The sequence below is a fragment of the Alteromonas sp. AO-Serp genome (assembly GCF_017849675.1).
Classification (GTDB): Bacteria; Pseudomonadota; Gammaproteobacteria; order Enterobacterales; family Alteromonadaceae; genus Alteromonas; species Alteromonas macleodii.
This window is the reverse complement of record NZ_JAFLMX010000234.1, coordinates 1-20,937: the sequence shown is the minus strand read 5'-3', so window position 1 is coordinate 20,937 and position 20,937 is coordinate 1. Positions and strand designations below refer to the sequence as shown.

The window sequence follows — 20,937 nt, the reverse complement described above, 5'->3', positions numbered from 1 at the left end:
TCCGTTTTAATTTGTTAATATCGAGAGTAGTTGATTGCTCAACGTCGATGCATTAAATTCAGTTTCGACTTTTGCGCGAGCTGCAACTCGAATGGAAGAGAGTGAGTTGTGAGCTACGATATCTTGCATTCTACTTTTAATCGCATTTGCATCACGTTCTGGTACCAAAAAGCCAGTTTTACCGTCTTCAATGAGCTCAGGTATACCACTGTGAAACGTAGACAATACAATAACTCCACTGGCCATTGCTTCCATAAGCGAAACAGGTATCCCTTCTTTATCACCTGAGGCATCTCGAACAGATGGAAGTAAGAATAAATCGGTTTGTTTCAACTCCTGAGCCACACGTTCAGGAGAACAAGCCCCGAGAAACGTAATTCGGTCTTTATTTTCATGCTCATCTACTATTTTTCGCAAATTTGGTAAAAGCTTCCCGTCTCCAATTAAAGTAAATTGACACTGTATATCCGCTTCAAGAACAGCTTGTATAGCATATTTCAACCCTTTCTTTTCTGTAGCCCTGGCAACAGAGAGAACTTGCAATGGAGGTTTTATGCTTTTGTCTATAAAAGAAAACTTATCAACATCCACGCCCATATGAATGACCTTAATATTTTCTTTTTGAGCACCAAAAGCAATCAACGACTCTTCCCAGTGTCTGCTTATAGGCAACAGTGTACCTCCAAGCTTACCGTACTCTTCACCCCAAATATTTAGTTGGTCATATCGACTTATTTCATATCCGTGAAAAACTGTGAATAAGTTTTCACAGTCAATAAGATTAGCGTTACGAAGATAATCAAGCACCACTCCATTACTACCAAAGTGTGCTATGCAATTATCCATCTCAATATTTCTTTTTCTCAAGAACCACGCTAAACACAACAAATCTTTTGCAAGAAAGAAATTTTTCTTTTTAACCAACCTTATTGCCAATCCAAGCACTTCCCACCTTGGTTTAGCCATTACACAGTAAAAAACGCCTAATATCATTAAAAGCCATGACTTTCTCGAATGCGGCTTTGGTAAAATCGACGTGACTTTGTTTTTAGCCTCTGAACCAAAGATTGAAGTCAAAACAGACGAATCATCATTGATTGGGTTAACAGCTAACACATGTACATCCATACCTCTACTTTTGAGGTCTTTTACCTGATTTAGTACGAACGTTTGTGATAATACAGGGAATGTTCGTACGAAAAAGTAAACCTTTTTAGAAACTGACATTTAAAATCCTTTTACTCTTTTGAGAGAGCCTTTTAACTCTTTAAAGAAAAACAACAATAGTGTAGCCAAAGCGAGTGTGAACAAAGCTACAGCAACCTCTTTCAACAAAAAGATGTTGGGCAAGAAAGGGAACACTAAATATTTCAATGCACAAAGAGGCAATACAAAAAACAACACGACAATAAACACATTTTTAAGAGAAAAACTGAAATCCACTTTGGTGATATATTGGATGAAATAGTAATTAACTATAGGAAATAAAGTTAACTGAAACAAAGCCATAGCCGACACTAGTGCAAGTACACCAAATTGAGAAGATAAGTAAATTACTAGGGCATTGGGCAGTAAAACGGCCACATTCCAAAAGAAGTTTCGTTTAGTATGACCAGTCGCTTGTACTAAAGGGCCAACTAAGTTCGAGCTGGCTACACGAACAAACCAGAATGTTGCAAGAAGAGATAGTATCCAACTATGCTTGGCATAAGATTCACCAAAAAATAAGGTTGTGACCAAATCAGAAGTTATTATGACGGGCATGTAGATGCACGCCAAAACAAACAGCTGCAAAATAAAAAAATCTTTGTAAACTCGTTCAAAGCGCGACTGATCGTCTTTGACTTCTGCAAAAGCAGGTAGTGCTACTTTTCCGATTATGGGCTGAAACGCTTGAGCAGGCCGACTGGCTAGCTGCTTTATAACATGGTAAATACCCATTTCGTTGCTTGGCAATGTAACTGCAAGAATAATAACATCGAGTTGTCTCCTCAGGATGTTGAGTGCCTGAGAACCAAAATCAAAAATGCCATAATTAAATGCTTCTTTGTATATCGATGTATTTACTCTGGTGGAAAGATTTACATATTTTCCTAAGCACAGCATAAAGCCAATTAACCTAAGAAGCTGGTAAATCACCACTGCACCTACAAGGCAAAGCAGCTCTAGATGCGTAAAGCTTATTGCAAATGCAAACGAGCCTATTTTCGCTACTATATCGATTTGTGCTACCTGTTGATGCTTAAAGTTTTTCATTCCTAACGCTTGATATTGCGAAGATAGAGATGAAACGACTAGCAACAACGTTGCTAATTTAAGTTCCTGCACTATGGCATCGTAACCTAGAAGATTGGCTAGAATTGGGGCGAGAAAAAAAAGTAATGCGCTGCAAACGACACCAATGATCAACGCTAAATAGTAGATTGCGTTGGAGGTTTCTTGGTCTGCATTCTTTTTATATATTAGAAAGTTTGAGATGCCACCTAACGCAAACGCGACAAAAATTTCTAAAATGAGGTTTACAACTGCAAACTGCCCAAAAATACTTGGTGACAAAACGCGTACTAGAATTGCTAGTTGAAGCATTGTCAGCCCAAGGTTGACGACAGTTGCAAGTGTCGTCCATGAAGTAGCCTTTACCAATCTACTCACTGAATATTCCTAATTAACTTCTTGAGCTTGTACTACCCACCATCAAACGGGTAATTTCTGCAAGTGAGACAACAAAAATTGCAATGACAACTTTCATAACAGAGAATTTTTTCTGAATAGTGGCTTTAGTTCCAAATAATGTAGTCAAAATACGTCTGATGAAGAGCTTAGACGCTCGCCAATACATTGAAATAGGTTTTAATTTTGACGAATTTTTATCCCAGGCACCGCCAATGACTCGTCGGCGCTTCTTCAATATTTCATCAAAACTTCTAGCCGGATGATTTACTATTGCCTCTTTGCAAAATACAACAGGAAAACCATTTCGAGATAAGCGTTTAGACATTTCATGATCACCGCCCGACTTTAAATTTGCATCGAAACAACCATGTTGTTCCAAAACCTGCTTTGCGGATAACCAATTGGCAGTGATACACGCCCCTTCTTTTGCATATTGTTCTTGTTTCATCGAAAAGAAAGACTCGTAATCCAAAGCATAGCGCTCTGCTTTTTGTTCTTCATCAATGAAAAAGCTCATATCTCCAGCAATAACACCAAAACCTGGATTGGAGCGCGCGCTCTCAATTAGTTTCTCTAACCAAGAAGGCTCAGGAACACAATCAGAATCAGTAAATGCGACAAACTCCCCTTTTGCAATACTCAAACCTTTGTTTCTAGCTGCATAAGAACCCGTGCGAGTTTCTTGAACTGCAGTGATACCCTCAATTCCCGAAATAACCTCAAACGTATTGTCAAATGACCCGTTGTCCACGACTATTACCTCAAATTGGTCAGCAGGAATCGTTTGTTTTTTTAATGCATCAATGCATTTCAATATTCGTCGACTGTCGTTCCAAACCGGAATGATTACTGAGACTGTTAAGGCTGCACACATAATAATTCATATTTCCTTGAACTAAATTACCTTTATAAGAAGGCTTCTTTAAATCACTGAGGACTTACTTGATAACTTTCTTTTTACTGCATTGAGGAAGAACATGAATGTCGCTCTTACTCCTGCAATTTCGATAGCCTTTTTAATCCACGCCAATTTTGTCTTTTTGTGTTTAAGAGAAAATAGTACCTGCTCACAAATTCGTTTTTTGAACCAATATTCACCTAGAAATTGTCTATGCTTCCTCGCTGATCCTAGACGCTTCTCGATATCACTTGGTTTCATTTTGCGAACTTTCGCCCCAATGCCATCCTCGTTTTGAAAGCGATATAGGAATATGGGAATGTTGATATTGATGAAAGACACACCACGCTCAAATAAACGAACATACATGTCCCAGTCTTGTCCATTATTGAGCGACTCATCAAATGGCATATCGACCAGCAAATCACGTTTTGCGCTAAAGCCGCTCATACCACAATAGTGATTACCTCGAATGAGTGAGGTTTTAGACACTACTGTGTCTGAATTTACTCTAATTTTAGATTCGTGACCTAGGTGTCTAAAACCTGACACCACAGCATCTGCACCATCAAGATACTTCTCTTGATGGTGATCCAAGTAAACCGGTAACCAAACGTCATCATCATCAAGAAAAGCAACAACATCCCCACTTGATTCTTTTACACCTCTATTTCTCGCTACATTTGCCCCACCTGAAACCGGCTGTTTTAAATACTTAATTCTAACGTCATCAAATTTTGACAATACATCGGTATAACTCGCCGTTGAATTGTCGTCTATCACGATGATTTCTTTGGGTTGTACATGTTGGGCTAATACGCTTTTTAGCGACTGCTCTAAGTAATCAGGTCTGTTGTATGTGGTTATAACAACACTGAAGTCCATTATTAGATCCCTCTTATATTGTTGTATATTCGCTTCGCTGGCGAATAAATGTAGCGAGTATAAAGGTGGTATGCCGTCCATTTGAGATTTGCTTGCCCTTCTATCTCATGTTTTGAATAGCCCAGCATGCTCGCTAATTGAAAAATGGAATCAGAGAATGTGTGCCCGAAAAATGAAGATTGTTTTGATGCTTTACTTTTTCTCGATTTTTCTTTTTGCACAAATTTGGATTCGACTCCCAAATCTTCACAAATTGCTTTAACGATCTCAGCTTGATCAGAAACAAGGTCTTCATATTTTATAAGTCTACAACGTTCAACCTGTTCTTTAGAAAAGTTAAACCAATTCATGTAGTTAACCAGCCACTGATTCTCAAGTGTGTCTAGTGCCACGTTCCAGCGTCTGAATTGAGATAGGAAAACATCTTTTGGATTTCGAACGATACAAACATAGTGACAGTTGAGTAATTCAGCATACTCGTGCTCAAATTCTTTCATCAATTGCAGCACACTTTGCTGCATTAGGTGATGCGGTGACTTTTCTATAAATACTGGGCCAAATTTTTGAATGATTTCATACCATCCTCTAAAAATTAGCTCTTTGTCATTGGTGTAGGGTGGTAGAGAGCCCAAGTTTCTTTCTAGAAACTTAATTAGATCAGAATGTGCTCTTTCCTTGCTGTAAGGTACCGAACTAGCCAACATTTTTAGCTGTGGCATTTCTAAAATTGACGCAGCTTTCGTCCAGTAAAGTGTCTCCGATTCAAAATGCTGAGTCTCAGGGTAGTCCTTTATATTTAAAGCATCGGCTAAACTACGAAACAGAAAGCTAGAACCAGATGATTTTTCAGACAATATATAAACAATATTCAATTTTTCCTTTGCCCTCATTGGGTGCCACCTGCTGCCTGCAGACGGCCTGTCGCTTTCATATATTGTCGTAACGTATTGACTGCAATTGCATCCCAATCGTACCTCGCCAAAAACGCTGATTGATCGATTTCGAGATTTAAATTGTCTAACTCATTCAACTTGGTGGTTAGCGAATTGACATCACCTACTCTAAAATAGCAATCAACCTGAAGTGCAATGTCCAAATTGGGTTGAATATCAGATAAAAGCACCTGTGTACCCGCGCTTATCGCTTCCAAAGCGACAATCGGATGCCCTTCATGATAGCTGGGAAGAACAAATACTCTTGCAAATTTGTACAAACTCTGTAGCTCACTGCCACCGCGTCTACCCGCTATAATCACTTTCTCACTGGCTTTGGACTTTATCTTTCTCGAATAGTCGTCATTGTGATCTGCATCACCCACAATAACGAGTTTGTGGGTAGTTTCAGACTTATTGTAGGCATCAACTAAATCGTGTAGCCCTTTTTCAGGTACTAGCCTTGCGACGGCTAAAATATAGTTTCCAGAAGTAATCGCTAAGTCTTTAGGCAAGTCTCTTTCAGTACATCCTTGCCCAAAAGCCGCAAGTGTTCCATTGGGAATAAACGTAATACGGTCTTTTTGTTTGGGGTATTTCATTTTAAGCGTACTGGTTAATGAGCGCCCCACAACAATGACCTTATTTGCAAACAAGCAAGCCATTTTCTCACCCGACTTTAGGATGAATTTGGCAATCGCGTTCCATTTCTGACGGTCGTAGTCTGCACCGTGGTGAGTTACCACTACCTTCAAGCCTAAAAGACGCGCAAGGGGTGTAAATAGTGCGGGTCCAACAGCATGAATATGAAGAACATTTGGACGTATAAAAATCGCTGCATAAATAATGGCAACAAAGGTATGCAGAAACGTTTCTAAAAACTTATTTTGAATAGCCCACAGTCCGATGACAGATATACCTTCATATTCACTGCGTCTGCTTTCTAAATATGGGCTTCTGCCAATTACGGTTATTTGAACATCCTCTTTCGCGATCCTAGGATAGATTTGCTGACAATGAGACTCTATCCCGCCCATGATGTTAGGGATGCCCCTCAATCCAACTACTGCAATTTTCATTTCTTGTGATCCCTATAGCTTTTGGGTCCATTTTCACTAATAACCTTTGCAGGCATACCTGCAATAGTTACATTACCCGAGAAGCTTTTGTTTACAACGGCATTAGCGCCAATACCTATATTGTCGCCCAAAACAATATCGCCATAAATTTTTGCACCCGGGCCAATGTAGCAATCATCACCTATATTCGGAGCCTTATTTCCATCTCTAATGTCTGCACCAATATTCACACAAACATGGATACGACAGTTTCGCCCGATTCGCGCATTTGCATTGACAACTATTGTTCCCGCATGTGCAATTGAGAGACCAGGACCAAATGCATTCGGAGGTATAGAGAACCCCAACTTTCTTCCTTTTTTCCGAACACGAAGCCTCAGCAGAACTGTATACACTCGACTTAACAGACCATGTTTACAGTTCAAATAGTATTCCAGCTTTCTCAAGGACTTTTGAAAAGACCATATATCGTGAGTCAACTTGTTTTTAAGTGAAGGCTTGATATTCAATGCATCTAAGTCTGCACTGAGATACATTTTGTAATCAGATTTGCTTTCAATTCGCATTGAGTAATTCCCGATTGTCCGTAGAAACTTGCCTGCTCTTACTACTTTTTTTATGGCCAATTAGCACGGCATTTAATATGGCAAAGAAAATCAGTCCCTCGATATTCCACAATGGCATTGTAGCCATGTTCATTGCTAAGAAACCGACAAAAGATAGCGCAAGAATTTTAGACAACTTTCTGTCTTTGAGTGTTAAAGCGTTGAGTAATACGCTTATACATACAAATACAAAACTCCCTACTCCTAAGACACCATATTCATAAATGTATGAAACAAATGTATTGTGAGCATATAAATTAAATCGACCTTTCCAAGAATCTGGACCAAAACCTAACAACTGGTTAAGTAAATCAGCATTCCTAAAGGCGTCTAAATATTGGCTCCAAATGTAAACCCTTGCAGACATGATATCGCGCTCAGCGTCTGAGAAATAAATGGGAGCTTTCAGCATGAGGTCTAAATTGCTGAGTAAGAGGCCGATGTCAGCAAACCTTTCTTTCATAGTAAAAGACAAAGCAAGAAAGGAAGAAAGCAATACCATCGCAACTATCATCATCACAGGAGCTTTCTGCGAAGGCTTTAACCGTTGCTCTACTAGCGTAAAGTAAAACACAGCTGCAATCGGGAGAATAGTGAGAATCGAAGTTCTGTAGTTAACTAATACAAGCAAGAAAACAGAAAGGGTAAACAAAGACGTTCTAAACGACAGTGTACCTCTTTCTATCAGGCCCACCACAAATATGAAGCTGACGATAATCATTGAGAAAGCGGCCTCATGGTTGTATCCACCGATGTAACTCGCCGAACCATCTGCTTCCGTAGCTTTCGCTTGACCTAACACAACAGAGAGAATCTGTAAGGCCACAGGCATAGTAAAGGCGACGAGAAGCTTCTTGAAGGTTGCATTTTGCCCCTGCACCCTTACGGATAGAATTAAAGCACTTGCGAGCACTAAAAAATAACACCATTTCACAAGTACATTAATAGTGCCTGGGATTTTCATATTCACGAATCCACTTATAGCGATACACACGAAAAACAAAAAGAAAGGAAAGAATTTCTTAAGTGTAAAAACTGGAGTCGGAATCACTAACAAGCCTAGGCAAGCGACACTAATACTCCCAAGCGCATTGATGGAAAAGCCCGCGATCAAAGGTGGATAAGTAATAGTATGAAACGCTGACAAAAAGAATCGCAGCCATATTGCGCAAATCGCAAACGCTAGGTATTTATTACAATTGCCAGTGACAGTACGATACACCAGAATGAAACTGATCAGGCCAACGACAACTTTTAACCCTTCGAACATGCTTATTTACAAACCTTATCTATTATTGCAACCACCTTCTCTTGGAAGGCTTGGTAAGAGAATTGCTGTGCACAGCTTCTACTCTTGGCTGCATAGGAAGTGCGAACGCTGTCGTTTTCGAGCAGTTTTAAAGCGCCGCAAACACCCTGAACGTTATTGAGTTCACATAGAATACCGTTTTTCTCTTCGCTAGCACCAGACACGTGATAAGGATATTTCTCAGCAAGAATTTCAGCGGGACCTGATTCACAGTTAGTAGCGACTACGGCTTTCCCTAAGCACATTGCTTCAACGATGGCATTGGGAAAACCCTCTGCATTTGATGTGCTAACAAAAAATTCGGCGCTGCTTACATAAGGGTATGGGTTAGATTTAAACCCCAAGAAATGAACTTTGTCACCTACCCCTTGCTCTATTGCGAGGTTTTTCAGTTTAAGCTCTTCATCACCTACTCCCAGAATAACAAGGTTTTCTGAGATATTTGCTTTAGCGTAAGCGTTGATTAAAAGTGAAAAATTCTTGTTCTTTACTAATCGCCCTACACCAATGATGTAAGGTTTAACAGGGAGGTCTAATACACTCTCCGCGGCCTGTTCCTTCAATTGCTCAATATCGTAGGGGTTATATAACACAGCTACTTTGTCTTTCGGCACTGCATAATTTTGGATTAAATCGGCTTTTACACCTTCAGAAACAGCCACTACGCTATCGGCTTTATTATATAGCAATCTAACAAGTAACCGGCTTACCTTATCCTTTAAGCCACCAGACAGATGGCTGGTAGTATTAACCCTTTCACTAATAATTGATTTGAACCCTAAACGCTTAGAAAGCGCGACGTTTAGAAAATTGCTTCGCGTTAAGAAACTGAATACATACTCAGGAGCGATCTTTTCCAAAACAGGCTTTAGCTGTCGATAACCCTCGACTAGGCTCCCCTGAGAGTCCAGTACAGTTTTATCAACGAACGCCGGGCATTGATGAGATTCAGGGAGGTCATCCAAAAGAATAAGATGGACGGGAATCGTTTTTTCTTCGAAATAAGATTCCATTATGGTTAATAGTTTAACCATAACTCGTTCAGCGCCGCCGCCTTCAAGTGAATTTATGATAAACACCGCTGGACGCGCTGAGTACTTCATGAAAGTTCCTTTTCGTTGTAATAAAACTACAAGCAGTTCTAATGATATCAGGTGTTATTGATATTCGTACATGGTTTCCGCCCTTCAATGCTAATTGATGGCAAGTGCTTATCGAAGCTTTCGAGGGCGCTGCACGATTTACCTAGCTTATAATAAACACGAATTATGCCAATTATGATCACTTTTGAGTAAAAGATAATTCAGTTAAGCAAAAACCTTTCAAGTTATCACCAAGTTTGCCATCATAACGCAATCACAGGTGAGACAGCGTACAACGTTGTAGTGAAACATTTTTTACATTCGCCTTAATCTATTGCATAAAGTATCCACGGCTTGCACCAAAAAGAACGCTACGTCACGCGAACACAGAACCCAGTCAAACTCCGCAGTTTAATTACTGCTTTTCGCGCTGGCGTTATTATGATGTCTTGCGTATTTGTCGTCGCGTCCGGTATTGCTCAACAAAAAACGGTCTTTACAGAGCAGGTTTATAAGCGGATTAATGACGTATATGGCAGTAACGCTGCCGAAGATGTTGCTGATTGGCGACAACTGATCGATGAATTACAACAAGAGGCGATTGATGAAAAACTCTATTCTATCAACCGCTTCTTTAACCGTTTCGATTTTGTTGACGATCTTGTTCACTGGAACGAAAAGGACTACTGGGCCACCCCAATAGAGTTTATTGCCACTGGCGCAGGCGACTGCGAAGACTACACCATTGCGAAATATTTCTCACTCATTGAGCTAGGTGTACCAGAAAGTCAATTAAGGCTTATGTATGTAACGGCATTAGAATTACGTCAACCTCACATGGTGCTAGCTTATTATGAAACGCCTACCTCAGTACCTTTAGTTTTAGACAATATTAATCGGCGAATTTTACCGGCGAGTAAGCGCAGAGACTTATCCCCTATTTACAGTTTTAATGGTAATGGATTGTGGGCTGCGAAAGCGATGGGAACAGGCCGCAAGTTGAGAGGTAGTGGCCCAATGAAAATGTGGGACGACATGGTAGAGCGACTAGACCGCGTAATGTACGGAGATAAAGAAAAATAATGAGACTATCTACCCAATTAAGTACGAGCTTAGCCATTTTTTTAGTTTTAGTATTTGCTGGCTCTTTCATTATAAATGTAAAGCTAACTCGAGAATATGTTAACGAGCAACTAGCGACTCACGCTCAAGATACAGCAACGTCTTTAGGCCTTTCCATCACGCCTTACATTGGCGAACCCAACGGAATAATCGTTGCGGAGACTATGGTAAATGCCATTTTTGACAGGGGTTTCTATCAGTATATTACGGTCTCTGACATGGAAGGTAATTTACTGATTGAGCGTAAAAACCCAAATACTCAAGATTCTGTGCCTGCGTGGTTCACTAATTTAGTAGAAGTCACACCACCCGTTCAACGAACTGAATTAAACGATGGCTGGACCTTAGCCGGAGAGCTAACAGTCCAAAGCCACCCAGGGCTTGCAAATGAAACGCTTTATGAAAGTGTCAAACAAAGTGCCTTTATGTTTTTTGCCGCGTTCGTTGTAGCCTACATCGCGTTGCTTTTCATAATTACTGCTATTACAAAACCGCTTAGAATCGTGGTTCATAAGATTAATGACATTCAAAACCAAAAGTTTTCTCAAATAAACTATAAGCCATTTACCCAAGAGCTTACATTTATTACCCAAGCGGTGAATAAGCTGTCTTCATCTGTAGAAGGGATATTTAAAGAACTTTCCCAAAAAGCAGAACACTTCAAGGCGCAAGCGTACGAAGACAGCCTTACGGGCGTTCAAAACAGAAGTGCCTTCACTCGTCACATGAACGCTTTATTAAGTTCGACAGCCCATTCAGATGAAGGTTATTTAGTTATAATACGACTAGCGCACCTCAACGCTATCAATACTTCTCTCGGAGCCCAAGAGGGCGACAATTACGTTACTTCAGTTGCCAACATTCTTAAGCAGTTCTCCAAAGAGTCGGCTGAGACTACACACTTATTCAGGCTATCAGGCGCCGACTTTGCACTAGTCACTGAAGCCATATCAAAGAGAGAATGTTCAAATAAAATCGAAGATTTAAGTGAAACTCTCGTACATTGCAATCCTCTCAAAGACGGAATTCGCTCGGTGTGGATGGGCGTGGCGCAATTTAGCGATAAGCAGTCTTTTTCCGAAATTATGGAAAATGCTGACAGCGCGCTTATGGCTGCAACTAAACAAGCTAATGGATGGCAATTTGCTTCAGAACTCTCTCATATACACAGTAATACTGCATGGAGAGAGAGGCTTAATGTGATATTGGAGCAACAGTACGCTGACATGCTGATACAACCCGTCATGAGTATTGCAGAAAACACTCCCTCATATTTTGAGGCTTTCGCACGCTTCAAAGACAAAGAAAGCGGTAGTGTTATACCAATGTCTCAGTTAATCCCCGCTTCAGAACGATTGAACCTTATTCCAGAGGTCGATAAGTTGGTAGCAACCCTCGTTTTTAAAAAGCTTTCTCAGGCAAAATGTGATGTGGCCATTAATATTGCAAATGCATCTCTAGCTAATTCCCATTTCAGAACCTGGCTAGTTGCACAATTGAACCAAAACACGACACTTTGCACTAAGTTGGTGTTCGAATTCGAAGACTCAGCACTCATTCACCATAAAGATGACACCATATCTTTTTGCAAGACTCTAATGACATTAGGCTGCCGCGTAACAATTGAGCACTTTGGAGAAAATCTTGCATCACTTGCAGGATTGAGGGCTATTCAGCCTCATTTTGTAAAAATTTCCGGCAAGCTTACGAAAGATATTCACACAGATAAAGATAATCAGTTGTTTGTAAGTAGCTTGTTGAGCATAGCTCGAGGATTAAATATCAACGTAATTGCTGAGCTTGTTGAGAATGAAGCAGAGTCAGTGGCATTAACTCAACTCGACGTTGCTTATCAGCAAGGTTTTTATTTCGCAAAGCCTACGCTTTGGCAAAATTAAGTTACTTAGCCGAAAAGTCGTATAACAAAGTGAAGACCTAGCACGCTTATTTGTTATACAATGATCACTAATGGTGTTAGCAAGACGCTGACCCGACGTTTTATTTAAAAGGATAAGCTATGCGTAGCAACGTTATTTTATCTCTACTTTTGATTGCACTGGTTGTGCTAACGCCTGTTTCTTCAGCGCAAGAAAATAGCGCACCGGGCACTCAAGTAAGAACGTTACTTGTTAATGAACTTGATAACGGAGCGAATATACAAGACGCCGCAAATCAAGTTAGTCAGACTGTAATCAATGAAGGTCTTTACTTCGATGCTGCAGGCACTGCGTATTTATCTGACAACCAAGATTCATTTGAATCTGTAGTAAGTTTACTTAACGAAAATGCCACAGGGTTCGAATTAGCCATCGCTGGATTTACACAATTTCCAGATCAAGCATCTCAAATCATAACGATTACTGTTTTAATGTTTCCTGAGAGTGCAAGCGAGATCTACAATATCGCTCTTCAAATGCAGGTAATTAGTGAAGACGATGCACTGCTAGCAGTTATTAATGCTGGTGTAGATCCAAGCACATTAACAGCTACTGCAGCAGGTGGAACGGGCAATACGTTTTCTCCGCTTGGTGTCGGTACTGGGGCAGCTGGTGCAGGTGGTGGTGATACAACAATTTCTGCCAACTAACCAAAACGTAACTGCTTAAACTTTAACTATTTTTGTTGTAGTTGTTTATGGTTAATGTTCTGAAAACCGAAAAGTTTCTTTTCGGTTTTCTTTTATTCACTTTGTTCTGGCTTCCTCTGTCGTTGGGCGCAAACCGCCCGTGGGCGTGGGCGCTGATGCAAATGTCGCTGTTTTCAATTGGCGGCACCTTGGTTCTGCTAAACACTTCTCTACTTCATCAACTCTACACAAAATATCGAACATTCATTATTCTTTGGGTTATTTTTCTTGCTTGGCAGCTTATCAATATTGTTCCTCTACCCTTTGCGCTGGTCGAGGCAATAAGACCTGAGCGTGTAAGCTACCTCTTAAGTGAGCAATGGGGTAACCAAGAGAACGTCACTTCAAAGTGGCTATCTTTGAGTTTTGATGTAGGTCAGAGCGACGTAACTTTCTTCAAGTCTCTTGCCTATTGCTTTCTATTTTTCATCGCATTAACCCTTGTCAATTCAGCTAAGCGTTTACGCTACACCCTTATAGTCATTAGCGCAGCTGGCATATTTCAAGCTATCTACGGCGCACTAGAAGTACTTTCAGGTATTAAGTACAGCCTGGTGTTCAAACAGCCGGTTTCGCACATCGCGACTGGCAGCTATATTTACAAGAATCATTACGCAAATTTTCTAATGCTCTGTTTGAGTGCCGCAATCGGGTATTTGATAGCGAGTTTGCATCAAGACAACACCACCAGTAAAAGAGAAAGGCTGCGAAGGCTGGTGAAGTTTTGGCTAAGTAACAAAGTACTATTTAGAATAGGCATAATTATAATGGTGATTGCGTTAGTCATGTCCCGTTCTCGAATGGGTAATAGCGCTTTTTTTATAGCCATGACAATTACAGCCACGCTCGGCTTGATTTACTTTAAGCCCCGTCAAAAAAGCTATATCACTTTGTTTATCAGCATGTTGATTATCGATATTTTGTTAGTCAGTAGTCTTTTTGGCCTCAAGCAAGTGCAACAGCGCTTAGAGCAAACGAACTTCGCACAAGAAAGTAGAGATGAAGTAATAACAGACGCACTCCCCCTATTAGGTGAATACGGACTAATAGGTACCGGAGGTGGAACTTTTTACACCGTTTACCCTCAATTTCAGAGTGAAAGTATTCAGCACTTTTACGATCACGCACACAACGAATATCTTCAATTTAGCATTGAGTTTGGTGTCGTAGGTGCCTTTGTTCTTGCTCTGCTAGTGCTGCTGTGTACTAAAAATGCACTTAGCGCGGTTCGAAATAGACGCCACCCTTTACCCAGGGGCACCGCTTTTGCAAGTATTATGGCAACTATCGGCATGGCTTTGCACAGCAGTGTGGATTTCCCTCTACAAGCACCAGCAAATACGGCTATATTTATTGTTCTTCTAGCATTAGGAGCGCTAAGCAGAGATATTTCTATGGGAAGGCAATCACATAGATAAACTGCTTAACTCAATTTTTTCTCGATCGTTTTATCGTAAAAGGACGCAGTGTGGTTTTAAAAATTAAACGCCCCGTTAGAGAAGAGCCTAACGTTCAACACATGCTTGAGCGTATGCCGAAAAAAGTAGCTGACTCATTCTCTGATGAACAATTATCTCATTTAAATACTGCGCTTGCGGGAAGACGTTGGGGTAATCATAAAGTGGATGTTCGGGGCACCATTAGCCTCCTACGCAGCCGCTATTATTTCGTACTGTTAGCTGGAACAGATAAACGAGATTTATCCAGAACTGAAAGTAGAATTGGCAGAATTGCTATGGCAGCAGCTGTTGCGCTTTTTTTCTGCGTATCGTTAATACTTGGTTTGGTACTTCTTTATATTTTCAAAAGTTGGTTAGGAATAAACCTTTTCGAAGGATTTTCACTGGGGCTTTGGGACTGGTTGAAAGGAAAAAGTTAATTTCGGTCGTTTTTAGTCGTATGTCACGCAATTAGGTATACGCTTTTTGACAGGGTAACTCGAAGTATTCAACCAACGACACACTACTTCCTCTGCGCTATGCTTTTGGATAGCTTCTAAAACAAAGTTTCTGCTAAGTGGATTTTGAATTCCTAAATCTAAATGGCGCTTTAATAGATCTTTCACTTTTACGTAATGCACTGAGCGTGCGGCAAACATGTCTAAGCCATATTCTACGATAAATTTGTGCACTATGGCATCTTGTGCTCCCACATCAACGGCACGCGTTACATAATCATAGAATGCACTATCTAATTCTCTCTGTTTCCACTTAACTGACGCTAGCCCTATCCAACTGCCGCTCCAATTCGGTCTTAGCTCTAGACTCTTTTCGTAGGCGGTAAAGGCTTGGTATAAATTTCTCTTCGAATCAAAAGCTGCTGTTTGAGTGTCGCTCGACACGCCGGCGTCACCCACACTATATGCTTTCCATTCATATAATTGCCCTTGTACTTGATAGTAGAGTGCGTTTTTCGGGAAATAACTAAGCGCTGTTTCTATTTTATTTAGAGCTTGCTCTATCTTCTCTGTAGTCGCACGCTCAGGCCTTTGCTGCCACATATCAATGTTATTCTTTACGCTATAGTACGCATTACCCGCAATAAAAAGCTGCACACTCCACACTAAACTCCATAACGCCATAAGCGCTACGATCCATTTGAGCGAAGTACTAAAAGTTTGTTGGTTGTAGTGGCTAGCGAGATTAAACGCCTTCATTAAACACCGTGCCTAAGTGCTTTACCTATTATTTCACCAGGCTTGTTAATGAAAACGTCTTGAGCGAAGACCCTATCGAAGGCGGCGACAACGTCAAACGCATCTCTCATGTCATTAGGCCGTCGTACTAAATCATGGGTATCAGAGGCAACGACATGAAATGCTTTTCGCTGCATTAAACTTATTGCAAATTGTGCTACGTTGTCTCCAAATCGCCCTGTCAAAGCGCCAGCGGTAACTTGAAACAAACACCCTTGTCGCTGAAGCCAGCTAAATTTAGTTGGCTCTGCTAACAACTCCCGATTTCGTTCTGGATGCGCTATAAGAGGTTGAACGTTATTTCTTAATAACCATTTAACTAGGGTCTCAAGCCCCTGGGGAACATGGCTATGAGGCATTTCAAGCAGAAGTATTTTTTTATCGCTTAATTCACCGATGAATGGTAGCTCCCCTTGTTTGAACCAAACGGGAATAAGCTCATTCACCCTCACTTCAGCTGCATAAGAGAGTGTTAGGGGAATCGCCGCTGTTTTGACAGCTTTCACAAACTCGTCAAATACAGGCTTTATTGTACTATGGGAATTGTCGAAGTAGCCTTTGTGGATATGTGGCGTGCAAACCATGTGACTTACGCCACAGTCAACAGCTTGCTGTGCCATTTCTAAGGCGATATCTAAAGACCTGGCACCGTCGTCGATGCCAGGCAATATATGGCTATGTATATCTATCAATAATTACTGTTAGCTGTCTTTATGACTCGTATAACCGTATTGGTCGTAGAATCCAGCATACCTTTGTGCTGCACCAGATTTACGTAAGTCTACTTGATTTAGCACTACCCCATCAAGACGATGACCAACTTGAAGGAATCGAGACAAACCATTATTTATTAACTTCTCACTGGTACTGTCTGCACGAACTACGTAGATTACAGAATCACATGAGTTTGCAATAACCATAGAGTCACTAACAGCTTGAGTTGGTGCAGTATCAACAACAACGTATTTGTACTGGGTCTTGAGCTGGGCGATAAGTTCGCCGAAGCCTTTGTCAGCTAGCAATTCTTGTGGATTTGATGGGATAGTTCCTGCGGATAATATATCTATCTTAGATTCTTCATCCTGCACTAAGCATTCATCAAAAGTATGTGATTTTAAGATTAAGTTCGCAACACCGGGCTGGTAATTTGGAATGCCAAATTGCTTGCCAACGCTAGGACGACGTAAGTCGGCATCAATCAGTATGGTCTTATCCAGCTGCCCCAAGGCAAACGCTAAATTAATCGAAACGGTAGTTTTACCTTCTTTAGGCACGCTCGATGTAACCATTATGGCTTGCTGCTCTTTATCTAAATTCAATAATGATAAGCTAGTCCGCAGGGTACGAACCGACTCTGCAAATTGATGCTTTTTACCATCAAAGAAAGAACGAATTGGTAAGTCAGTCTTCTTCTTGTGTGGAAGCCATGGGATAAGACCTAACATACGCTGTCCAAGTTTACGCTCAACATCTTCAACCGAACGAATACCGCTGTTGAGGGTCTCCATGGCAATGGCCAAGAAAACGCCAAAGCCCATACTAAAGACAAAAGCAGCACCTATTAACAGCTTTTTGTTGGGCTCGGAAGGCGTATATTTGGGTAACGCCGCGTCGAGTACTCGCGCATTTGCTGACTCAAAGCCGCCCAGCTCATCAGTTTCCTTCAAACGAGTAAAGAAAGAGTTGTAAAGCTGCTGATTAATATCAACTTCACGTTGCAGAGCTCGCCGCTGGTTGTCTAACGCTGACAGTGAACGGAACTCAGCTTTCGCTTGCGCGACTTCTTGCTCTAGCTGTACAACGCGGTCTTCCGACACTTCGTATTGCGTTGTAATACTCGTTATCAAATCTCTAATCTGACTACTCAGTGTTTCCCGGATAGAAGAAAGCTCTGCATTCGCAGCAATCATTCTAGGGTGTTTAGGGCCATAAACTTTACTCAGTTCGCTCACGCGCGTCATCGCCTTTGCTTCGTCACGTCGAACATCTCTGATGGTTGGGTGATTCAGTACTTCAGGAAGACGCGCTATGTCTTCTAACGAAACATCGTTGCGCGTTTGTCTATAAATAACAGCATTGAGCTTAAGTGCGGTTTGCGCATCGAGTAACTGCTTGCTCAGCTGCTCTAATTCATCGGCCGCTAAGCCCACCACACCATCTATATTAACGACTTGATTTTGTTCGTAAAACTTAGCAAGATTACGTTCAGCCACAGTAAGCTTTTGCTTGAGGCCTTCTAAGCTATCTGTAAGAAAAGACGTTGCTTTCGCAGTCATATCAAGCTTAGCCTGCAGATAGTTTTCAATGTAGACGTCTGCGACTGCGTTAGCCAGTTCCGCTGAAAGTGTAGGTGATTCAGTAGTAATGGTTATTCTCATTACTTGCGTATTATCGACCATTTCAACGGTAAGTGCGCTCATTAAGAGTGAAGTGGCTTTGCGCTTTTTAGCCGCTAAAATTTGCTCTTCAGTTAAATCTTTAGGCTCTTCCTGTGGAAGAAACGGTAAAGCTTCGACTACCCTAGCTTTGAGTTCATCAAATAAACTGGCGCCCTCATCAACTGGCATAAACTCTTCGTTATTATAAAGCGATAAGCTTTCAACCGTGCGTTCTGCAATTTGACGGGATTGCAATATTTCAAATTGCGTTTGCATGTAGTCCTTGCGCTTTGTGTCAAGACCATATACTTCTTCTATTGAAACAACATTCGCCTTTTCTGCCTCTACCAAAATAGTTGTAGTAGAAGTGAACATGGGCGTCATACGCATGACTAACAATGCAACTAAGATCGTAAATGCAATTGCTAATGATACAATTCGAAATGCGTAACGCTTAATAATTCCCAAATAATGAGCAATGTCGATGGTCTCATTTTCAAACACACCAGCATTGAACTCTTCCCTGCCATTTACTGCCATTTTATTTCCTGCACGCTACGTAATTTAGAAGAAACGCTGATTGATGGTGATAATATCACCAGGCTGAATCATATCGCTCACGGTTACGGTGAATTCGTTTGTTCTGCCGTCCTTTTCACGAATAATGGTAATTTTGTCGCGGGCCGCTCGCTCTGTGTAACCGCCGGCTAATGCAGCCGCTTTATTAACAGAAAGGCCTGGTTGATATGGATAGCCGCCCGGCCTTTTCACTTCACCATCAATAAAGAAGGGCCTGTATTCAACGATAGCTACTGAGACAGAAGGGTTAACCAAATAATCCCCTAGCAAGCCAGCATAAATTTTCTTTTCGACTTCATCGGCAGTTAAGCCTACCAATTTAATTTCCCCTAAGAATGGATAATTAATTGTACCTACGTCAGGTAGACGTACTTCCATCGAAAGATCATCTTGGCCAAAAACACTGATTTTGACTCTGTCCCCAGAGCCAAGTTGATACTGACTCATGCTCAAGTTTCCTTCCTGAGCGATGGAGAACGCTGAGTAAAGGAATATGAATAGTATCGAAGCTAAACTAATTACCTTTCGTTTCACAGTGTTACCTCAGCAGTCACCCCAATTACGCTCTTATCATAGCCAATGGTCTCTCGGTTACTATCGCGATCTGTATACTGATAATAAGTGCTGAATTTTAACCATCTGCGAGCTTGATAACTCAAAGATGCGGAGTAATTCATGAGTTCGTCGTCTCTATTATCGATATCAATTTCGTTAAATACATATTCGTCATCTTGTTGAGTGACACTAAACGAGGTACTTAAACGCTCAAGCCAATCATGATTCCAGCGAACACTATAGTTTTGTCCACGGATGAAATCGCCTTCACCATTCGTTTCGAAGGTATCTGCACTTGTCGAGATTCTAAACGTAGAATAGCTCACTGGTTGCCAATCTATTCCAACCTCCCAATCTGTGCCGTAGAATGTCCCTCGTGATTGATCCTCAAACTCTTTCTCTTTATAACCTACTTTTGCAAAACCTGTTGTCGCAGCAGTGCTTTCCCAAACAACACCAACTAAAACGCGTGTCTCATCACTGTCGCGAGTGACAAAGTCTAACTGCTCATCATATCTAACGTAGGTTTGCGTAATATCAATAACAGCACTAGTTGCAGCTCCAATTTGGTAGCCAAACTCACCGCCAACCATGGTTTTTACCCTATCGCGGATCAAATAGGCGTCTTCAGATCTGTCATAGTCTAGTGATTGTCGACGTGTTTTTAATGTAATAAGACCATCAGAAGTCACGGCACCATACGTGTATTCAGCAGAAAGGTTCGAGCTTTTATAAGTATCTGGTGTTGAAATATCCAACCCAGTACCAATTGAGAAGCCGGTTCCGCGATCTTCATGACCATCTTCATATTGAGCGAGCGCACTCACACGATGACGACTATTCAATTCAAAGTCACCCGAAGCTTCTACAAAATGGTCGGTATAATCATCATTGCTACTGGAAAAATATACACCACGCTCCAGTCTATAACCAATCTGAACGGGGTTGCCGTTGACTTGTGTAGCGGCAATAAGTTCAGGGGATAAAGTGGTACGCCAGCTGTATATTTTACTTTGGTTATCTCGTGCATTCGCCACGTTGTCAACATACGCCATCGAAGACGTAAATGAAGGGATCAAATCAAATTGCCCAGCTTGAATTCGACCAGCCTCTTGGGCAAATAGAGTCGGTGTGGCGCAAATTACCGACAGAGCTATTATGCTTTTGGTCCTTTTTAACATGTTATTTCCTTCCTACGATGGCTTGGGTGTATTAAAACGGTGCATTATTTCGATATAGCGCTTTCAAATACATCCTTACGTAAACGCTATAAACCGCGAAACAGCCGGAATATGTGTAATTCTTACAAACTAAACAAGGTGAATGCCTTAATAGTTCATGGATAATCAATGTCGAGCAATAGGCGTGCCGCTTTTGCTGTATTAGGCTCTGAACATTACTAGCGAACACATTGAAGCGAAAGTCAATTTGCTCTGTATTGTTTGACTCAACAGTCAGTTAACAAAGTACTGCAACTTATACCTAGGTATTGTTGCATCTATATGTCCAAGGCTGCAAA

Annotated in this window: 19 protein-coding genes; 5 read left to right on the top strand and 14 right to left on the bottom strand. The window is 41.1% G+C overall.

Features of this window, described 5'->3' with window-relative positions:
* Nucleotides 1–6 precede the first annotated feature (6 nt).
* Genes QVA83_RS15765 through QVA83_RS15725 form a run of 9 tightly spaced genes read right to left on the bottom strand, consistent with a single transcriptional unit; the run spans nucleotide 7 to nucleotide 9,484 of the window.
* On the bottom strand, nucleotides 7–1,227 hold the full coding sequence (locus QVA83_RS15765) for a glycosyltransferase (RefSeq protein ID WP_156078225.1): 1,221 nt from the start codon (nucleotides 1,225–1,227) through the stop codon (nucleotides 7–9).
* A complete protein-coding gene (locus tag QVA83_RS15760) occupies nucleotides 1,228–2,652 on the bottom strand; it encodes an oligosaccharide flippase family protein (RefSeq protein ID WP_039230037.1) in 1,425 nt (474 codons plus the stop codon).
* Nucleotides 2,653–2,665: 13 nt separating this feature from the next.
* Complete coding sequence (locus QVA83_RS15755; protein ID WP_156078224.1) at nucleotides 2,666–3,547, bottom strand: glycosyltransferase family 2 protein; 882 nt, start codon at nucleotides 3,545–3,547, stop codon at nucleotides 2,666–2,668.
* Nucleotides 3,548–3,595: 48 nt separating this feature from the next.
* A complete protein-coding gene (locus tag QVA83_RS15750; RefSeq protein WP_156078223.1) occupies nucleotides 3,596–4,456 on the bottom strand; it encodes a glycosyltransferase family 2 protein in 861 nt (286 codons plus the stop codon).
* Between the two features lie 2 nt (nucleotides 4,457–4,458).
* Nucleotides 4,459–5,346: a sulfotransferase family protein gene (locus tag QVA83_RS15745; protein ID WP_156078222.1), complete on the bottom strand. Its 888-nt coding sequence runs from the start codon at nucleotides 5,344–5,346 to the stop codon at nucleotides 4,459–4,461.
* On the bottom strand, nucleotides 5,343–6,467 hold the full coding sequence (locus QVA83_RS15740) for a glycosyltransferase family 4 protein (RefSeq protein ID WP_156078221.1): 1,125 nt from the start codon (nucleotides 6,465–6,467) through the stop codon (nucleotides 5,343–5,345). The genes QVA83_RS15745 and QVA83_RS15740 overlap by 4 nt, the downstream gene beginning before the upstream one ends.
* Nucleotides 6,464–7,033, bottom strand: coding sequence for a serine O-acetyltransferase (locus tag QVA83_RS15735; protein WP_039230052.1), 570 nt, complete (start codon nucleotides 7,031–7,033; stop codon nucleotides 6,464–6,466). The genes QVA83_RS15740 and QVA83_RS15735 overlap by 4 nt, the downstream gene beginning before the upstream one ends.
* On the bottom strand, nucleotides 7,023–8,342 hold the full coding sequence (locus QVA83_RS15730; protein ID WP_156078220.1) for an O-antigen ligase family protein: 1,320 nt from the start codon (nucleotides 8,340–8,342) through the stop codon (nucleotides 7,023–7,025). Before QVA83_RS15730 ends, QVA83_RS15735 begins: the two co-directional genes overlap by 11 nt.
* Nucleotides 8,343–8,344: 2 nt before the next feature.
* Nucleotides 8,345–9,484: a glycosyltransferase gene (locus QVA83_RS15725; RefSeq protein ID WP_156078219.1), complete on the bottom strand. Its 1,140-nt coding sequence runs from the start codon at nucleotides 9,482–9,484 to the stop codon at nucleotides 8,345–8,347.
* A gap of 333 nt (nucleotides 9,485–9,817) precedes the next feature.
* Between QVA83_RS15725 and QVA83_RS15720 the strand changes: the two genes are divergently transcribed.
* The 5 genes from QVA83_RS15720 to QVA83_RS15700 all read left to right on the top strand — a co-directional run bounded on the left by QVA83_RS15720 (nucleotide 9,818) and on the right by QVA83_RS15700 (nucleotide 15,090).
* Nucleotides 9,818–10,546 carry a transglutaminase-like cysteine peptidase gene (locus QVA83_RS15720; RefSeq protein ID WP_061485590.1) on the top strand — a complete coding sequence of 243 codons (729 nt, stop codon included), beginning with the start codon at nucleotides 9,818–9,820 and terminating at the stop codon, nucleotides 10,544–10,546.
* Nucleotides 10,546–12,483 (top strand): bifunctional diguanylate cyclase/phosphodiesterase, encoded by a 1,938-nt coding sequence (locus QVA83_RS15715; protein ID WP_156078218.1) that lies wholly within the window; start codon nucleotides 10,546–10,548, stop codon nucleotides 12,481–12,483. The genes QVA83_RS15720 and QVA83_RS15715 overlap by 1 nt, the downstream gene beginning before the upstream one ends.
* Before the next feature lie 119 nt (nucleotides 12,484–12,602).
* Nucleotides 12,603–13,172, top strand: coding sequence for a hypothetical protein (locus QVA83_RS15710; protein WP_014949109.1), 570 nt, complete (start codon nucleotides 12,603–12,605; stop codon nucleotides 13,170–13,172).
* Between the two features lie 47 nt (nucleotides 13,173–13,219).
* A complete protein-coding gene (locus QVA83_RS15705; RefSeq protein WP_156078217.1) occupies nucleotides 13,220–14,629 on the top strand; it encodes an O-antigen ligase family protein in 1,410 nt (469 codons plus the stop codon).
* 50 nt (nucleotides 14,630–14,679) lie between these two features.
* Nucleotides 14,680–15,090: a 3-phosphoshikimate 1-carboxyvinyltransferase gene (locus QVA83_RS15700; protein ID WP_156078216.1), complete on the top strand. Its 411-nt coding sequence runs from the start codon at nucleotides 14,680–14,682 to the stop codon at nucleotides 15,088–15,090.
* 12 nt (nucleotides 15,091–15,102) lie between these two features.
* Here QVA83_RS15700 and QVA83_RS15695 read toward each other — a convergent pair whose 3' ends face one another.
* The 5 genes from QVA83_RS15695 to QVA83_RS15675 are packed head-to-tail and all read right to left on the bottom strand — an operon-like array spanning nucleotide 15,103 to nucleotide 20,599.
* Nucleotides 15,103–15,867: a VpsP family polysaccharide biosynthesis protein gene (locus QVA83_RS15695; protein ID WP_156078215.1), complete on the bottom strand. Its 765-nt coding sequence runs from the start codon at nucleotides 15,865–15,867 to the stop codon at nucleotides 15,103–15,105.
* Complete coding sequence (locus QVA83_RS15690; protein WP_044583741.1) at nucleotides 15,867–16,598, bottom strand: tyrosine-protein phosphatase; 732 nt, start codon at nucleotides 16,596–16,598, stop codon at nucleotides 15,867–15,869. Before QVA83_RS15690 ends, QVA83_RS15695 begins: the two co-directional genes overlap by 1 nt.
* Before the next feature lie 9 nt (nucleotides 16,599–16,607).
* On the bottom strand, nucleotides 16,608–18,824 hold the full coding sequence (locus QVA83_RS15685) for a GumC family protein (RefSeq protein WP_156078214.1): 2,217 nt from the start codon (nucleotides 18,822–18,824) through the stop codon (nucleotides 16,608–16,610).
* Between the two features lie 24 nt (nucleotides 18,825–18,848).
* The gene (locus QVA83_RS15680) at nucleotides 18,849–19,382 is read right to left on the bottom strand and encodes a polysaccharide biosynthesis/export family protein (protein WP_287498670.1); all 534 of its coding nucleotides are present in this window, start codon (nucleotides 19,380–19,382) and stop codon (nucleotides 18,849–18,851) included.
* A gap of 11 nt (nucleotides 19,383–19,393) precedes the next feature.
* Nucleotides 19,394–20,599, bottom strand: coding sequence for an outer membrane beta-barrel protein (locus tag QVA83_RS15675; RefSeq protein WP_156078212.1), 1,206 nt, complete (start codon nucleotides 20,597–20,599; stop codon nucleotides 19,394–19,396).
* Nucleotides 20,600–20,937: the final 338 nt, after the last annotated feature.

Coding starts and splice junctions, on each gene's coding strand:
- QVA83_RS15735 (WP_039230052.1), bottom strand. CDS start 7,033: ATGCGAATTGAAAGCAAATCTGATTACAAAATGTATCTCAGTGCAGAC.
- QVA83_RS15725 (WP_156078219.1), bottom strand. CDS start 9,484: ATGAAGTACTCAGCGCGTCCAGCGGTGTTTATCATAAATTCACTTGAA.
- QVA83_RS15685 (WP_156078214.1), bottom strand. CDS start 18,824: ATGGCAGTAAATGGCAGGGAAGAGTTCAATGCTGGTGTGTTTGAAAAT.
- QVA83_RS15710 (WP_014949109.1), top strand. CDS start 12,603: ATGCGTAGCAACGTTATTTTATCTCTACTTTTGATTGCACTGGTTGTG.
- QVA83_RS15740 (WP_156078221.1), bottom strand. CDS start 6,467: ATGAAAATTGCAGTAGTTGGATTGAGGGGCATCCCTAACATCATGGGC.
- QVA83_RS15705 (WP_156078217.1), top strand. CDS start 13,220: ATGGTTAATGTTCTGAAAACCGAAAAGTTTCTTTTCGGTTTTCTTTTA.
- QVA83_RS15715 (WP_156078218.1), top strand. CDS start 10,546: ATGAGACTATCTACCCAATTAAGTACGAGCTTAGCCATTTTTTTAGTT.
- QVA83_RS15750 (WP_156078223.1), bottom strand. CDS start 4,456: ATGGACTTCAGTGTTGTTATAACCACATACAACAGACCTGATTACTTA.
- QVA83_RS15765 (WP_156078225.1), bottom strand. CDS start 1,227: ATGTCAGTTTCTAAAAAGGTTTACTTTTTCGTACGAACATTCCCTGTA.
- QVA83_RS15675 (WP_156078212.1), bottom strand. CDS start 20,599: ATGTTAAAAAGGACCAAAAGCATAATAGCTCTGTCGGTAATTTGCGCC.
- QVA83_RS15755 (WP_156078224.1), bottom strand. CDS start 3,547: ATGTGTGCAGCCTTAACAGTCTCAGTAATCATTCCGGTTTGGAACGAC.
- QVA83_RS15745 (WP_156078222.1), bottom strand. CDS start 5,346: ATGAGGGCAAAGGAAAAATTGAATATTGTTTATATATTGTCTGAAAAA.
- QVA83_RS15730 (WP_156078220.1), bottom strand. CDS start 8,342: ATGTTCGAAGGGTTAAAAGTTGTCGTTGGCCTGATCAGTTTCATTCTG.
- QVA83_RS15695 (WP_156078215.1), bottom strand. CDS start 15,867: ATGAAGGCGTTTAATCTCGCTAGCCACTACAACCAACAAACTTTTAGT.